General features: G+C 67.5%; 14 protein-coding genes. 9 read left to right on the top strand and 5 right to left on the bottom strand.

The window, feature by feature from the left end; translation table 11 throughout:
* Positions 1-34: 34 nt before the first annotated feature.
* Positions 35-406 carry an OprD family outer membrane porin gene (locus tag CHC02_RS30645; RefSeq protein ID WP_244160981.1) on the bottom strand — a complete coding sequence of 124 codons (372 nt, stop codon included), beginning with the start codon at positions 404-406 and terminating at the stop codon, positions 35-37.
* 125 nt (positions 407-531) lie between these two features.
* Here CHC02_RS30645 and CHC02_RS26825 point away from each other — a divergent pair, with 125 nt between their 5' ends.
* Positions 532-846: a penicillin-binding transpeptidase domain-containing protein gene (locus tag CHC02_RS26825; protein ID WP_425262415.1), complete on the top strand. Its 315-nt coding sequence runs from the start codon at positions 532-534 to the stop codon at positions 844-846.
* Positions 847-874: 28 nt separating this feature from the next.
* On the opposite strand, the gene CHC02_RS26830 is transcribed toward CHC02_RS26825, so the two are convergent.
* Positions 875-1,768: an AraC family transcriptional regulator gene (locus CHC02_RS26830; protein ID WP_089394435.1), complete on the bottom strand. Its 894-nt coding sequence runs from the start codon at positions 1,766-1,768 to the stop codon at positions 875-877.
* A gap of 236 nt (positions 1,769-2,004) precedes the next feature.
* On the opposite strand from CHC02_RS26830, the gene CHC02_RS26835 reads away from it, so the two are divergent.
* From CHC02_RS26835 to CHC02_RS26860, 6 genes are all read left to right on the top strand, one after another.
* A complete protein-coding gene (locus CHC02_RS26835; RefSeq protein WP_089394436.1) occupies positions 2,005-2,925 on the top strand; it encodes a LysR family transcriptional regulator in 921 nt (306 codons plus the stop codon).
* 574 nt (positions 2,926-3,499) lie between these two features.
* Positions 3,500-5,338 carry an amidohydrolase gene (locus CHC02_RS26840; protein WP_089394437.1) on the top strand — a complete coding sequence of 613 codons (1,839 nt, stop codon included), beginning with the start codon at positions 3,500-3,502 and terminating at the stop codon, positions 5,336-5,338.
* 46 nt (positions 5,339-5,384) lie between these two features.
* Positions 5,385-6,659 carry an OprD family porin gene (locus tag CHC02_RS26845; RefSeq protein WP_089394438.1) on the top strand — a complete coding sequence of 425 codons (1,275 nt, stop codon included), beginning with the start codon at positions 5,385-5,387 and terminating at the stop codon, positions 6,657-6,659.
* Positions 6,660-6,812: 153 nt separating this feature from the next.
* Positions 6,813-7,505 carry a hydrolase gene (locus tag CHC02_RS26850; RefSeq protein WP_089394439.1) on the top strand — a complete coding sequence of 231 codons (693 nt, stop codon included), beginning with the start codon at positions 6,813-6,815 and terminating at the stop codon, positions 7,503-7,505.
* 116 nt (positions 7,506-7,621) lie between these two features.
* Entirely contained in the window at positions 7,622-7,894 is a 273-nt protein-coding gene (locus tag CHC02_RS26855) for a XapX domain-containing protein (protein ID WP_089394440.1), read from the top strand.
* Between the two features lie 150 nt (positions 7,895-8,044).
* A complete protein-coding gene (locus CHC02_RS26860) occupies positions 8,045-8,716 on the top strand; it encodes a YoaK family protein (RefSeq protein WP_089394441.1) in 672 nt (223 codons plus the stop codon).
* Positions 8,717-9,121: 405 nt separating this feature from the next.
* Here the strand turns inward: CHC02_RS26860 and CHC02_RS26865 are convergent, their stop codons facing one another.
* Genes CHC02_RS26865 through CHC02_RS26875 form a run of 3 tightly spaced genes read right to left on the bottom strand, consistent with a single transcriptional unit; the run spans position 9,122 to position 14,155 of the window.
* A complete protein-coding gene (locus tag CHC02_RS26865; RefSeq protein ID WP_089394442.1) occupies positions 9,122-10,300 on the bottom strand; it encodes an acetyl-CoA C-acyltransferase in 1,179 nt (392 codons plus the stop codon).
* Positions 10,301-10,310: 10 nt separating this feature from the next.
* Positions 10,311-12,338 (bottom strand): FAD-dependent oxidoreductase, encoded by a 2,028-nt coding sequence (locus tag CHC02_RS26870; protein WP_089394443.1) that lies wholly within the window; start codon positions 12,336-12,338, stop codon positions 10,311-10,313.
* A 41-nt stretch (positions 12,339-12,379) separates the two neighbouring features.
* A complete protein-coding gene (locus tag CHC02_RS26875; RefSeq protein ID WP_089394444.1) occupies positions 12,380-14,155 on the bottom strand; it encodes an acyl-CoA dehydrogenase family protein in 1,776 nt (591 codons plus the stop codon).
* Between the two features lie 145 nt (positions 14,156-14,300).
* Between CHC02_RS26875 and CHC02_RS26880 the strand changes: the two genes are divergently transcribed.
* A complete protein-coding gene (locus CHC02_RS26880; RefSeq protein WP_244160977.1) occupies positions 14,301-14,768 on the top strand; it encodes a MarR family winged helix-turn-helix transcriptional regulator in 468 nt (155 codons plus the stop codon).
* 179 nt (positions 14,769-14,947) lie between these two features.
* Complete coding sequence (gene mhpT / locus CHC02_RS26885; protein ID WP_089394445.1) at positions 14,948-16,165, top strand: 3-(3-hydroxy-phenyl)propionate transporter MhpT; 1,218 nt, start codon at positions 14,948-14,950, stop codon at positions 16,163-16,165.
* Positions 16,166-16,191 lie beyond the last annotated feature (26 nt).

The raw sequence follows: 16,191 nt of genomic DNA on the forward strand, positions 1-16,191 counted from the left end.
GCCCCGCGGGTCTACATGGCTGCCATCGATTCCGCTACCCCGCACATAGGCCGCTGACAGTGACAGGCCGCGGCACGGGCACCAAGGGGCGCGAGGTCGAGATCGTGTTGAGGGCGTGGAAGTCCGACAGCTGCACGGCGTTGCCGAGGAGGATCGCGCCGCGCGTGACGTAGCCGAAGGGCGAATCACCGTCCACCTGCTGGTAGCCCAGGCCGATCCACTGCGGGCCGAAGCCATGGTCGCCAAGCAGGCCCCAGGTGGTCTTGTCACCACGCCTTGCCAGTATCGCGGCGGCGGTAGAGGTTGAGCTCCAGCGACAACGCCCTCCCCTCGCCCAGCGGCCGGTGCGAAATGCACGCCATCCAGCGGATTGTGCCCGGCCACCAGCAGCAGGCCGAATCAGCACCCCCTGCAAACATGCATGTGCGAATAGCTCGTAGAAGCGCTTGGCCCCCCATCGAGGCGATGCCGAAATCGGAAACGCATGCAGTCCGGCATGAGCGCCAAAGCGAAGGGGCTTGGGGAGAGTCCATGCATGGGCGTTTAGCAATGCTGTCGTACGGCTATGGCCTGTCGGTAACCGCCGTGCAGCTGGCCCACGCCTACGCCACCCTGGCCAATGGCGGGCGGATGATGCCCCTGTCGCTGGTGCGCCGCGAGCGCGCGCCGAGCCCCGAACAGGTCATCCCGGAAAAGGTCGCATGTACTGTGGCGGCCATGCTCGAACAGGTGGTCGAGTCGCCTCGCGGCATCCATCGCGTCCGGGTGCCCGGCTATCACGTGGCCGGCTCGACCCACCCCAAGGCTGGGAACAGTTCTGGAGGCAATGGAGAAATCGGCCATTGAACCGCAAACGGCTCGGGATCGCCCTGCGCTACCGCTCCAGGCGCTGGAAGCGCCGCCAGTTGGCCGGGGACATGCCGGCCAGGCGGAGGAATACCCGGGAGAAATGCGACTGGTCGGCGAAGCCGCAGTCCAGGCCTATCTGCGACAGGCACAGCGAGGTGTCGCGCATCAGTTCCTTGGCCTTCTCCACACGCATCCTCAGCAACCAGTCGTGGGGCGACAGGCCGGTGCTGAGCTTGAAGGCGCGCGTGAAGTGGCTGCGGGACAGCGCGCATTCCTGCGCCAGGCGGGCTACCGACAGGCCGTCGCTCAGGTGGTTGGCGATCAGCTCCTGGGCGCGCCGCAGTTGCCAGCCGGCCAGCCCCCTGGCCGACTCCCGCGGCGCGGGGGCCTCGCCATAGCGCGCGTTGAGGTGGGTGCACAGGGCGAGCATCACCTGGTCGACGAACAACTGGCTGGCCTGGCCCGGCATGCCCAGCGCAGGCAGCAGCGCCTGCGCCAGGTGGTAGACGACGGGATCGACCTGCCCGGTGACCCTGTCGAACGCCACGGGCCTCGGGACGCCCTCCTCGTAGAGCAATTCGTTCATCGCGGCGCGCGGCAGGATGAAGCGAAGGTTGTCGTAGGCCGCCCGGTGCTGGCAGCGCACCTCGTCGCCCAGGTAGGCGATGGACATGCTCTGCCGCGCATGACCGCCGTCGTACACCAGGCGGCCGCCGCGCCAGAGACGGTGCGAGGCGAAGTCGCGGAGTTGGACGATGACCGAGAACGCATCGTCGCAGGGGATCTTCAGCACCTGCTCGGCGTCCGGACGCTCCTCGCATTTGCGCAGGATCGAGTAGTTCCCGCCGCCAAGGGCCGCCGGCGCCCACGCCTTCCCGTCGCGGGCCGCCTCCTGCCCTGCCTTCCTGTTCAAGCGCATGGCCTGCCCTCCCGGCTCGAATTCATCTGTCCCATTGCTCCGAAGCATTCCCGGACGCCCCTTCGGGACGATGCCTGGTGAGCCCGGTATGGAGCCCCTGCATTGCAGCGAGACGACAGTCTGCAGAATAGACGCCCCGCCACCCGGCTACTCCCGGACCGTTCGGGGAAGATGATATTGAGTGCCCGCATGCGCACAAATAGAATCAATGGAATTCCATCCATTCCGATTCATGCATGAAGCGCCTTCCCGACCTGGAAGCCTGGGCTATCTTTGCCCAGGTGGCCAACAGCGGTTCCTTCGCCGGCGCGGCCGAGGCGCTGGGCATCTCCCAGCCCACCGTGTCCAAGGCCATCGCGCGCCTGGAACGCCGCCTGGGCACGCCCCTGCTCCACCGCACCTCGCGCCGGCTCGCCCTCACCGCCGCCGGTACCCAAGCCTGGGAACGGGCCTTGCGCATCCTCGAAGAAGGGCGTGCCGCGGAAGCCGAGGCCTCCGCCCAGGCCAGCCTGGCGTGTGGCCGCATCCGCATGACCGCGCCGATGTCGTTCGGCCTGAAGTACCTCGCGCCGCTCGTCCCGGCGTTTCTTGAGCGCTACCCGGAGATAGAACTCGACCTGTCCCTCGACGACCAGGTGGTCGACGTGGTGGCCGGGGGCTTCGACGTCGCCCTGCGCATCGCCGAGCTGCCCGACTCCAGCCTCAGGTCACGCCGGCTGTGCGCCGTGCGGCGGCCCCTGGTAGCCACGCCGGAATACCTCGACCGGCACGGCCGCCCGCGCCATCCGCAGGACCTGGCGCAGCACCGCTGCCTGCTCTACAGCAACCTGCCGACGCCGGAGGCCTGGAAGTTCCACCACCCGACCCAGGGCGACTGCAGCGTGCCGGTGCGCGGGCGGCTCAGCAGCAACAATGCCGACGTCATCAGCCCCGTGCTGCTGGCCGGCCAGGGCCTGGCGCTGCAGCCGGAGTTCATCGTCTGGGAGGCCCTGAAGAGCGGGGCGCTGGAAGAAGTCCTCGCGGACTGGCACATCGCCAATATCCACATCAACCTGGTGACGCCGCCCGGGCCCTTGCGTCCGGCGCGGGTCACCGCCCTGCTCGACTTCCTGGGCGAACACCTGGCCCGTGCGCCCTGGGCCCTGGACGGAGACTGAGCGGGCGCACAAACGTCCCAAATGCGCGCATCGCTACAAGACCGGGGGGAGCTGGCCAGCGCACAGTCTGCACTCCACGTTCCCACCGGAGACTCTTCGCCATGGGCTGCCCCCGGCCACACGCTGCCGAGCCCGGCCGATCACACCCTGATCGGCCACCGGTCGCAGATGCCCTTCGCCACCCGGCCCATCGACGCCTCCGAAGGCCACTGAACGCCATGCCGGCAGGACGCTGGCATGGCCTTCCCGCCGGCTGTCGCCAAGCGCCGTCCTGCCACAGCCCTGGCATCCGCTGAGCGTCCGGCTGCCCTGTGCGGGCGGCCACCTGCCCGGCGCGCTGTTCGTCAGCCGTGCGGCTGACCTGCCTGCTCGTGCCGGCGGCCGGCCGCTGTTTCGCCACCTGGCTGCCTGCCCGCCGACCGAGGAGCACCCGATGAGCCAAGACCCATCCAACCCCAGCCGCCGCCACTTTCTCGCCGCCGGCTCCGTGCTAGGCGCCGCGGGAGCTCTGCTGTCCGCCCTGCCCCTGGCCTGCGCGGCTGGTTCCACGCCTACCGAAACCCGAGGAAGCCCCATGATTGCCGACCTGATCCTGCACAATGGCCGCATCCACACCGTGGATCGCGAAAACCCCACCGCCAGCGCCGTGGCCATCAAGGACGGCAAGTTCCTCGCCGTCGGCACCGACGCCCAGGCCATGGCCCTGCGCGGCAGCGCCACCCAGGTCGTCGACCTGAAGGGGCGCACCGTCATCCCCGGCCTCAACGACTCGCACCTGCACCTGATCCGCGGGGGCCTGAACTACAACCTCGAACTGCGCTGGGAAGGCGTGCCCTCCCTGGCCGACGCCCTGCGCCTGCTCAAGGAACAGGCCGAACGCACACCTTCGCCGCAATGGGTCCGCGTGGTCGGCGGCTGGACCGAGTTCCAGTTCGCCGAGAAACGCATGCCGACCCTCGACGAGCTGAACCAGGCCGCCCCGGACACCCCGGTGTTCGTCCTCCACCTGTATGACCGCGCCCTGCTCAACCGCGCCGCCCTGCGCGTGGTCGGCTACACCAAGGACACGCCGAACCCGCCCGGTGGCGAGATCGTCCGCGACAGCAGCGGCAACCCCACCGGCATGCTCATCGCCCGGCCCAACGCGATGATCCTTTATGCCACCCTGGCCAAGGGGCCGAAGCTGCCACTGGAATATCAGGTGAACTCCACCCGCCAGTTCATGCGCGAGCTCAACCGCCTGGGCCTGACCAGCGCCATCGATGCCGGCGGCGGCTTCCAGAACTACCCTGACGACTACCAGGTCATTCAGCAATTGGCCGACGCCGGCCAGTTGAGCGTGCGCATCGCCTACAACCTGTTCACCCAGAAGCCCAGGGAAGAACTGGCCGACTTCAGGAACTGGACCAGCAGCGTCAAGTACGGCCAGGGCAGCGACTTCCTGCGCCACAACGGCGCCGGCGAGATGCTGGTGTTCTCCGCCGCCGACTTCGAGGACTTCCTCGAACCGCGCCCGGACCTGCCACCGAACATGGAAGCCGACCTGGAACCGGTGGTGCGCCACCTGGTGGAACAACGCTGGCCGTTCCGCCTGCATGCCACCTACAACGAGTCCATCTCGCGCATGCTCGACGTGTTCGAGAAGGTCAACCGCGACATTCCCTTCGACGGCCTGCCGTGGTTCTTCGACCACGCCGAGACCATCACGCCGCAGAACATCGAGCGCGTGCGGGCGCTGGGCGGCGGCATCGCCATCCAGGACCGCATGGCCTTCCAGGGCGAGTATTTCGTCGACCGCTACGGCGCCAAGGCCGCCGAGGCCACCCCGCCGATCCAGCGCATGCTCGCCGAGGGCGTGCCGGTGGGCGCCGGCACCGATGCCACCCGGGTGTCCAGCTACAACCCCTGGACCTCGCTGTACTGGCTGGTCAGCGGCAAGACCGTGGGCGGGCTGAGCCTGTACCCCGAGGGCCTGTCCCGCGACACCGCGCTGCAGTTGTTCACCCACGGCAGCGCCTGGTTCTCCAGCGAGCAGGGCAAGAAGGGGCAGATCAAGGTCGGCCAGTTGGCGGACCTGGCGGCGCTCAGCGCGGATTACTTCAGCGTCGAGCAAGAGCAGATCAAATGGCTCGAATCGGTGCTGACCGTGGTCGGCGGCAAGATCGTCCACGCCGCCGGCGAGTTCGACAAGCTGGCGCCGCCGGCACTGCCGGTGCTGCCCGACTGGTCGCCGGTGGCCAAGGTCCCCGGCCACTGGAAACCGGCCGCGCCGCTCGCAGCGCAGGTGCACCAGTGCGTCGGTGCCTGCGCCGTGCACGCCCACGATCACGGGCGGGCGCGCCGGTCGAACGTGCCGGTCAGCGACTTCCAGGGCTTCTGGGGCGCCTTCGGCTGCTCCTGCTTCGCCTTCTGAAAGCCGGCGCGGGCCTGGCGGCCCGCGCCCCCAGCGAGAACCCGCGATGGTCCGAGCCCCCTACATCTTCCTGCCCTCCCTGGCCTGCGCCGCCTCGGTCACTTGCGCCGCGCCCCACGGCGGCCTGCTGGACGGCGCGCAGTGGTCGCTGCTCGGACGTAACTATTTCCTGCAGAACGACTATCGCACCCGGCCCTCGCCCAGCGGCCAGAGCCTGCGCCAGGAATGGGCCCAGGGCTTCATCGCCGACTTCCGCTCGGGCTTCACCCCGGGCGCCCTCGGGCTGGGCTTCGACGCCCACGCCTTCCTCGGCCTCAAGCTCGACGGCGGCCGCGGTCACGCCGGCACCGGCCTGCTGCCACGCAATGCCGACGGCTCCGCGGCCGACGACTATTCCGACGTCGGCGGCGCGCTGAAGCTGGACCTCTCCCGCAGCACCCTGAAGTTCGGCGAGATGAGCGTGGAGACGCCCGTCTTCGACACCGGCGACAAGCGCCTGCAGCCGGAATACGCCAGCGGCACCCTGCTCGAGGTGCGGGAGTTCGACAACCTGCGCATCCAGGCCGGGCGCTTCACCGCCTTCAGGAACCAGGACTCGGCCTCCGCACACGGCGACTTCGACGGCTATGGCGCCAGCACCCGCGGCAGCGCCCTGAGCTTCGCCGGCGCCGACTTCGCCCCCAAAGGCGACTTCGGCGGCTCGCTGTTCGCCGGCCAGCTCGACGACACCTGGCGCCAGTACTACCTGAACCTGCACTACGGCCACGCCGGCCTGCTGGTCGATGGCAACCTGTACAAGACCCGCGACGAAGGCCAGGCCCGCGCCGGGGCGATGGACACCACCGCCTGGAGCCTGTCGGCGCGCCAGCGCTTCGGCGCCCAGGCCCTGACCCTCGCCTACCAGCAGGTCGACGGCGATACCCCCTTCGACTTCGTCGGCGGCGACTCCATCTACCTGGCCAACTCCATCAAGTACGCCGACTTCAACGGCCCCGGCGAGAAGTCCTGGCAACTGCGCTACGACCTCGACCTGGGCGTGTTTGGCGTCCCCGGCCTGGGCTTCATGGCCCGCTACGTGCGCGGCAGCGGCATCGACGGCAGCCATGCCCCCGCCGATGGCGCCTACGCCGGGATGTACGGCCGCGGCGGCCGCCACTGGGAGCGCGACAGCGAGCTGCGCTACGTCTTCCAGTCCGGCCCGGCCAAGGACCTTTCGCTGTACCTCTCGCAGGTCAGCCACCGCGCCGACGCGGCCCAGGGCGGCGACGACATCGACCGCCTGTACCTGATCATCGAATACCCCCTCAAGGGCGCCCTATGAACCCTGCCCCTCGGCAACGGGCCACGGCGCGCTCCTGCGGCATTCCCCGCGAGCGGCCCGGGCCGTGGCTCCTCGCCACGGACCAGGCCGCCAACCACCCGGCGCGGCATCTACGCCGCGCTCCATCCACTCGATCCATGAAGGAAGAGTCCCATGAGCAACAAGTACCTTGAACTCCTGACCCCGCAGAACAGCCAGGTCATCTTCATCGACCAGCAGCCCCAGATGGCCTTCGGCGTGCAGTCGATCGACCGCCAGGCCCTGAAGAACAATGTCGTCGCGCTGGCCAGGGGCGCCAAGGCCTTCAAGATCCCGGCCACCATCACCACGGTCGAGACCGAAGGCTTCTCCGGCTACACCTACCCGGAACTGCTGGCGGTGTTCCCGGAAAACAGGATCCTGGAGCGCACCTCGATGAACTCCTGGGACGACCAGAACGTGCGTGACGCACTGGCCGCGAACGCGGCCCAGGGCCGCAGGAAGGTCGTCGTCTCGGGGCTGTGGACCGAGGTGTGCAACACGACCTTCGCCCTGTCGTGCCTGCACGACACCGACTACGAGATCTACATGGTGGCCGACGCCTCGGGCGGCACCTCGGCGGATGCCCACAAGTATGCGATGGACCGCATGATCCAGGCCGGGATAGTGCCGGTGACCTGGCAGCAGGTGGTGCTGGAATGGCAGCGCGACTGGGCCCGCAAGGAAACCTACGAGGACGTCATGGCGCTGGTCAAGGATCACTCCGGCGCCTACGGCATGGGCGTGGACTACGCCTACACCATGGTCCACAAGGCGCCCGAGCGCGTGCAGCACGGCGAGCGCATCGGCCCGAACCCGGCCAAGTAAGGCCGCACCACGAGCCCCGGGGGGAACCGCATTGTCGGTCCCCCCGGGGCCCATCCCCGACCTTCATGCACGCTCCGGCCAGGCGCCAGCGCCCCGTCCCGGAGTCGAGGTGAACCATGAAACCGTATGTCCTGTCCCTGGGCGCCGGCCTGCTGGTCGGCGTCATCTACAGCCTGCTGAACGTACGCTCGCCCGCCCCGCCGCTGGTGGCCCTGGTCGGCCTGCTCGGCATCCTGGTGGGCGAACAGATCATCCCGGTCGGCAAGCAGTTATTGAACGGCACGGCCTTCAGCGCGGCCTGCGACAAGACGCAGGCCACCCGCCATGTGCTGGGCCAACTGCCTGGACGGCATGCGTCGGAAGAGGCGCCCGAACGGGAACGGACGTGAACGGCTTGGCGCCATGGGATAACGCCCCACTGCCCGGAGGGCTCGAGCGCATCCCCGGCACCTGCGGCAGCCAGAGGGCTTCCGCGATCCACCTTCGCGGTTGTTGTCCGCGCAATGCGCCCTGCCCGCCATCGCATCGAAGGAGCCACCATGGAACAGCCCGCCGTCTCACCCACGCTCGCCGGACTGCTGGGGTTCAATGCCGGCTATGTCGATACCGCCGGCTTTCTCGCCTTGCATGGGCTGTTCACGGCCCATGTCACCGGCAACTTCGTCACCCTGGGCGCGACACTGGTGCATGGGACCGGTGGCGCCCTGGCCAAGCTCTCGGCCTTGCCGATCTTCTGCCTGTGCGTGGTGCTGGCGAGGCTGATCCGCTCGCCGGGATGGCTGATGCTCGCCAAGACTCCCCTGCTGTCGGCCGCCGCCGCCATCCTGATCGCATCCGGGCCGTTTCAAGATGCTGACGCGCCCCCCGCTTTCACCGCAGGCATGCTGCTGGTCGCCGCCATGGCCATCCAGAACGCCCTTCAGCGCATGCACCTGTCAAGCGCGCCGCCCTCGACGCTGATGACCGGAACCACCACGCAGATCATGCTCGACCTGGCCGACCTCCTGCGCGGTGTGGATGGCCCGGCGCGCGCCCTCGCCCAGGGCAGGATGCGCAAGATGGCATTCGCCATCCTGGTCTTTGCCGCCGGATGCAGCCTGTCGGCACTCGCCTACGCCTGGGTGGGGATGTGGTGCTTCGCCGTGCCGCCCGCCATCGCCCTGGCTGCAGCGCTTGTCGGTTCGCGCGCTGGGGTGGGCCAGGTTTCGTAGCGCCACGGCCAGGAGAACAGGGCCCGACGTCGACAACACCCTGCCTTTGCAACGCTCCGGCCGGTGGTTGGCTGCCTTCAGGGCTTCCCCACGGATTTCGAGGAAACGGCGCCATCGCCACCGCTCAAACGCATTTCGCAGAAGTATTCCCGCAAGACCGTGGTCGCCGTCTCCGGGACGGCAGAATTCGCCAAGGGCTCGCAGATCCAACTGGCGGCCCGGGGTAATGACTTCAAGGCCCAGGGCACGACCTGCGTTTCACAGTGACCACCGCAGGACTGCCCTACTGTGGCTGGGGATATCCGTGCGGCCATGGCGGCGTTTGTTCGGCAGGGCGACAATCTGCCCCCCACAACAAGCGGGGCCCCAAGGTGCCCCGCCTACATGGCCGGCAACCAGCCTGCGTCAGTAGATTTCGAACAAGGCTGCCGCGCCCTGCCCACCACCGATACACATGGTAGCGACGCCGTAGCGAGCGCCTCGGCGGCGACCTTCGATCATCAGATGGCCGATCATCCGCGCTCCGCTGGCCCCATATGGGTGACCCAGCGCGATGGCACCGCCATTGACGTTCAGCTTGTCGTTGTCGATACCCAGGCGCTCACGGCAGTAGAGGACCTGCACTGCGAAAGCCTCGTTGAGCTCCCAGAGCCCCACATCGGCGACGGTCAAGCCATGACGCGCCAGCAGGCGCGGCACCGCGAACACCGGGCCGATTCCCATCTCGTCCGGTTCGCACCCCGCCACCGAGACACCGATGAAAGCCCCCAGTGGCGACAAGCCCAATTGCTGCGCACGTGCTCCGCTCATAATCACGCAGGCCGCGGCGCCATCGGAGAACTGGCTGGCGTTGCCGGCGTTGATGCTGCCACCGGGAACGGCCGAGCGGATCTTCGAAACATCCTCCAGCGCTGTGCCCGCGCGTATGCCTTCGTCGGCCTCGACAGTCACCTCGCGGGTACTCATGGCGCCGCTTTTCGGGTCGATGAGTGCAGCGCGGGTCCGCAGAGGGACGATTTCCTCGGCGAACAACCCTTTTTGCTGGGCCGCCGCGGCACGCTGCTGGCTCTGCACGCCATAGGCGTCCTGTGCCTCGCGACCGATGCCGTAGCGTTGCGCCACGGTCTCGGCGGTACGCAGCATCGGCCAGTACAACTCCGGCTTGTGCCGCTTGATCCAGGCCTCCTCCAGCATGTGCTGGTTCATTTCGTTCTGCACGCAGGAGATAGACTCCGCTCCCCCCGCGACCAGCACTTCGCACTCCCCGGTCATGATCCGCTGGGCAGCCCAGGCGATGGCCTGCAGGCCACTGGAACAGAAACGGTTTACCGTAACCCCGGCGGTACTCACCGGCAGCCCGGCGCGGATAGCCGCCTGGCGCGCCAGGTTGGCGCCATTGGCGCCCTCTGGGTTCGCACAGCCAAGCACCACGTCCTCGACCAGGGCAGGGTCGATTCCGGCACGCGCCACGGCGGCGGCAATGACGTGTCCACCCAGGGTGGCACCGTGGGTCAGGTTGAAGGCCCCTTTCCATGATTTGGCGAAAGGCGTACGGGCAGTGGAAACGATGACGGCGCGTTGCATGACCGACTCCTTACTCATGGCTGTCTACGGAAGAGAAATCTTTGAGTTCTGTCGCGAGGCGGTCGATCAGCGCCGCCGGTTGCCAGAATGCGTCGCCGGTCTGTTCGGCCAATGCGCACAACTGTCGCCGAGTAGCCGCCAGCCCCTGAGTGCTGGCCCAGAACATCGGCCCACCGCGGCTGCCGGGGAAGCCATAACCAAGGAGGAACACCACATCGATGTCCGACGCGCGCTGCGCAATGCCCTCTTCCAGAACGCGAGCACCTTCGTTGACCAGGGCAAGAACGCAACGCTGCACGATGCCGGAATCCTCGATCACCCTCTCCTCGCCAGTTGCCCCCACCAGCCCATCCAGCCCAGGATCGATCTGCGCCTTTGGCCCCTGGTCGTAGCGATACCAGCCCAGCCCCGCCCTCTGCCCGGTGCGGCCAGCGTCGCAGAGGCGGGCCAGCAAGCCGATACCGGCCTGCTCATGGACGCCCGTCCAGGCGCCGCGCAGCAGGTCGATGCCCACCAGGTCCATGACCTTGAACGGTCCCATCTTCATGCCCCAGCGCTCCAGCGCCTGGTCGATGCGCTGCGGGGCGATACCCTCGCTGGCCAGGGCCAGCGCCTGCAGCAGATAACGATCGAACAGCCGATTGCCGATGAAGCCACGGCAAACCCCGGCGACCACCGCCACCTTGCGCAGGCGTTTGGCCAGGACCAAGGCCGTGGCCAGCACTGGCGCCGCGGTCTTTTCCCCGCGTACGACTTCGAGCAGGCGCATCACCTGCGCCGGGCCGAAGAAGTGCAGTCCCACGACCCGCTCGGGGCAGCCGCTGGCCTCGGCGATCCGGTCAAGGTCCAGGCTCGAGGTGTTGCTGGCCAGAACGGCGTCGGCGCGGCAATGTCGCCCCAGCTCCGCGAAGATCGCCTGCTTCACGTCCAGCCGCTCCACCACGGCCTCGATCACCAGGTCAGCCGGTGCCATCTCGGCGAAGCCCTCGATCACACGCAGTTGCCCAGCCGGGCTATCCTCCTGCTCGGCCAGGCGCGCCGCCGCGGCCTGGGCGGCCCCCGGCTGGCTGTCATAGAGGCTGACCCGGCAACCTGCGCGCAGCAGGCAGGTGGCGATGCTGCTGCCCATGAAACCGGCGCCTATCACCACCACCTCCCTGACCGGCAGGGCGGCGTCCGGTTCGAGCCCCGCGACCTTGGGCGCCAGGCGCTCGGCCAGGAAGGCGTGGCGGATGGCCAGGGACTCGGGGTCGTCCAGTTGCCCGCGGAACAGCTGCTGTTCCTGACGCGTCGCGGCATCGAAATCAGCGGCCAGGCTCAAGCCAATGGCGTCGATCGCCTTGGGTAGGGCCGAATTGTAGTGGCGTCTGCCACGTGCCTGTTGTCGGGCAAACGCCAGGAACCCCTGGGGCTCCGGATGCTGAACACGTAAGCGGCGCAGCAGCGGGAAAGGCTGCCCCTGTTCGGCGAGCACCAGCGCTAGCCGGCAGGCCTCTTCGAGGGGCTGGTCGCTGATCGCATCGAACAGCAGCGAGTCCGCCAAAGTGCCCGCCTCGACCTGGTTGCCATTGACGATCATGCTGGTTGCCGCCTCCAGCCCGACGGCGCGTGGCAGACGCTGGGTACCGCCGGCCCCCGGCAGCAGCCCCAATGTGGTTTCGGGTAGGCCGACCCGACAGTTCCAGGCGGCCACTCGGCCATGGCAGGCTAGTGCGAGCTCCAGGCCACCCCCCAGGGCATAGCCATGCAATGCCGCGACTACCGGTTTGGGAGAGTGCTCGATGAGGTCGAAGATCACGCCGGGCAGGTCCGGCTGGGCGAAAGTGGTACCCGCGCGGAACTCGACCAGATCGCCGCCGGCGCTGAAGCCGTCACCCCGGCCTTCGAGCACTATCGCCGCGGCCCGGGGGTCCGCCTGAGCGGCTCTCAGCGCGTGGAACAGCGCCTGGCGCAATACCTGGCCCAGGCTGTTTACCGGCGGGTTGTCCAGCCGAACGACGGCCACGGCGTCGCTGCGCAACTCGTAAGGTGCGTTCATCCGTAGAAATTCCTTGTGAAGGTGGGTGGTGTCGCGTGGCCTCAGTCCGCGCGAAGGTCGATGTCCAGCACGCTCATCCCGTCGCTGCGAACGGTTGCCGCATGGCCTTGCGCCTTCGGCAAGACGTGTTCCATGTAGAACAGCGCCGTCTGCAGCTTGAACTGGTAGAAACCGGTGTCGACGGCCTCGTCCCCCAGCCTGTCGAGGGCGATGCCGGCACTGCGGGCGAGCATCCAGGCTCCGCAGGTGTAGCCCAGCTGCATCAGCAAGGGCACCGCCAGCGCGGCCTGGCTCGCGACTTCCAGGCCGAGGAGGTGTTCCAGGCTATCCGACAGGCTCTTGATGCTGCTGCCAAACAACTGCGCCACCCGACGTCCGGTCGCATCCGCCCTGCCCGAGAGATCGCGGACGACGTCGCGCATTTCCTCAAGCAGTGCCAGCAACGCCTCGCCGCGATCAGCCACTATCTTGCGCCCGACCAGGTCGTTGGCCTGGATGCCGGTGGTGCCTTCGTAGATGCTGGCGATGCGCATGTCGCGCAGGTACTGCGCCGCGCCGGTCTCCTCGACGTAGCCCATGCCGCCGTGAATCTGGACACCGAGCGAAACGACTTCCTGGCCGACTTCGGTGCACCAGCCCTTGGCCACCGGCGTCAGCAGCTCGGCCTGGCGCAGGCGCCGCTCGCGCTCCTCGCCGGGCGCCAGCAGTGATGCGACGTCCAGTCGCTCGGCCGTGCAATAGACGAATGCACGCATGGCCTGGACCTGCGAAGTCATCATCAACAGCATGCGCTTGACGTCGGCGTGCTCGATGATCGCTACCGGCCCCGCACCGGGCCGGCTGCCCTGTACCCGTCCCTCGGCGTAGGCCAGCGCCTGCTGGTAGGCGCGCTCCCCCAGGGCGGGCCCCTGCAGCGCCGAATTCAATCGGGACAGGTTCATCATGATGAACATGTACCTGAGACCCGCATGCAGGTCCCCGACCCGGTAGCCGATTGCCCCGCGCTGGTCGCCGAAGGACAGTGCCGCGGTAGGACAGCCATGGATGCCCAGTTTGTGCTCGATGGACAGGCAGCTCACCTCGTTGCGCTCACCGAGGCTGCCGTCTTCGTTCACCAGGAACTTAGGCACCAGGAACAACGACAGCCCACGGGTACCGGCCGGTGCTTCCGGCGTCCTGGCCAGCACCAGATGGAGGATATTCTCTGCCAGGTCGTGCTCACCGTAGGTGATGAAGATCTTCTGCCCGAACAGGCGGTAATGTTCGCCATCGGGCACCGCGCGGGTGCGGATCGCCCCCAGGTCCGAGCCCGCCTGGGGCTCCGTGAGATTCATGGTGCCGGTCCAGCGCCCGCTCACCAGTTCCCTCAGGTAACGCTGCTTGATAGCGTCGCTGGCGCTCAGTTGCAGGGCTTCCACCGCCCCCATGTTCAAGGCCTGGATCAGGGCGAAGGAAAGGTTGGCGGAGACCAGCATCTCTTCCACGGCGATCGCCGGCAGATGCGCGAAGCCATGGCCACCGTACTCCGGCTCGCAGCGCAAGGCGTTCCAGCCATTCTCCACGTAGCGTGCGTAGGCCTCCTTGAATCCCCCGGGAGTCCTGACCTGTCCCTCGACCCAGCGCGCCCCTTCCCGGTCACCGATAACGTTGAGTGGGGCGACTATGTCCTGGCTGAAGCGTGCCGCCTCCTCCAGCAAGGCATCGACCATCTCCTCGCTGAGGTCCGTCTGCGGTCGGGCCATGCGAGAACGATGCAGGCCGTTCAACTCGTGAATGACGAAGCGTATGTCCTTTAACGGGGCGAGATAGGCCGCCATTAGCCACCCTCTTTTTATCGATCAATCAATGAATTACGACAACAATGGAATTGCTGTGGTCGCGCAATATGTCAACTATGGTTGACATTGACGCAAAGCCTAGACTTACCTAAGATTGGCTGTCAACAGCAGCCGAGAAGAAAACGTGCAAGCCTCCCGCAAGACAGCCGATGCAGCACCTATCGCCGCCACCAGCCAGCCATCCGGCCGGCCGTTCCTTCGGCAATTGCTGGCGGCCCGCCAGGAGTGGATCGAGGAACGCCTCTATGCCATGGCCGAAGCCAGCGGCTACAAGCAGGTCACCCCGGCCATGAGCCGCCTGTTCGGCCTGATGAAACGTCAACCGGTAGGTATTTCGGTACTGGCCCGGCAATTGGCGATCTCTCGCCAGGCGGTACACAAGCTGGTCAACGAAGCGGTGCAGATGGAACTGGTCGAGTTGATCGACAGCGAGGAAGACAAGCGCGTCAAGCTGGTCGGCTTTACGGCCAAGGGCTTCGCCATGTCCGTCGCGGCGACCCGCAACCTGGAAAAGATCGAGCAGGACCTGGCCCAGCGGATCGGCCAGGCCGACCTGGACGAACTCAAGCGCATCCTCGCCAAGGCCTGGTAAGGCGGGGCCGGCGGCGATGGCCGGCTCACAAAAATACGTCAACACAGGTTGACATAACTTCCAGGGACGCAGATATTCGTCATCACAGGTTGACATTTTCGACCTGTGGCGGACGCCTATCCATCTGCGCGATTCCGCCATGAACATCCTGAAAAAACCCACAAGAAAAGGATAGTTTCATGGGCAATCCCCCCGTGTCGGCACGTGCGCTGCTGACCATCTCGTTGTGCTTCTGTGTCGCCCTGCTCGAAGGGCTGGACCTGCAATCGGCCGGCATAGCCGCCTCCGGCCTGCGCCAGGAGCTGAGCCTGTCGCCCCAGCAATTGGGCGCAGTGTTCAGCGCCGGCATTCTCGGCCTGCTACCCGGCTCGCTGCTCGGCGGCGTGCTCGCCGATCGCCACGGTCGTCGCATCGTGCTGCTCGCCGCCATAGGCGTCTTCGGTCTGTTCTCGCTACTCACTGCCTTCGCCTGGAACCTGCCAAGCCTGCTGCTGGCCCGCCTGATGACCGGTATCGGCCTGGGCGCGGCACTGCCCACGCTGATCGCACTGACCGCCGAAGCGGCCAGCGATCGGCACCGCGGGCGTGCCGTCAGCCTGATGTTCTGCGGTATGCCGCTAGGTGGGGTGCTGGCTACGGTGCTGGGCATGGAAGGCGTGGCCGCCAGTTGGCGCACCGTGTTCTATGTCGGCGGCATCGCCCCCCTGGTGCTGGTGCCGCTGCTCTACCTGCTGCTTCCGGAGTCGTCGGCCTTCGAGCGCAACCGCGCCGCAGGCCGGGAAGACGTGCAGCAGCCCTCCATGGCGGCGCTGTTCGGTCCGCAACGCAGCGGCACCACGCTGCTGATGTGGGTGGTGTTCTTCTTTACGCTGATGGTGGTCTACATCCTGCTCAACTGGCTGCCCAGCCTGCTGATGGGGCAAGGCCTCAGCCATGAACAGGCCGTGCGGGTGCAGGCCGGCTTCGGCCTGGGCGCGGCCGCCGGTTCGCTGGTGCTCGGCAGCCTGCTGGACCGCTGGCGCGCCGGGAAGGTGGTAGGCCTGATGTACCTGGGCATCCTCATGGCGCTGCTCTGCCTGCGCCTGGCCGGCAGCTACGAGCTGCTGCTGCCGGCGGGCGCGCTGGCCGGCTTCTTCACCATCGGTGGCCAGTTGGTGCTCTACACCCTGGCGACGGTGGTCTATCCCAGCGCCATCCGCTCCACCGGACTGGGCTGCGCAGTGGCCTGCGGGCGCCTGGGCGCCATGCTCGGCCCACTGCTGGTCGGCCACCTGCTGCTGCAGGGGCTGGGGTCCGGCGCGGTACTGGTGGCAGCGTTGCCCTGCGTGCTCATCGCCGCCCTGCTCGCCGCCTTCATGCTGCGGCGGCCGCAAGCGACACCAGCCGCCACGGCCTGATCCAGGCCCGCGATCCCCCTGAAAAG

Source organism: Pseudomonas delhiensis, from assembly GCF_900187975.1.
Classification (GTDB): domain Bacteria; phylum Pseudomonadota; class Gammaproteobacteria; order Pseudomonadales; family Pseudomonadaceae; genus Pseudomonas; species Pseudomonas delhiensis.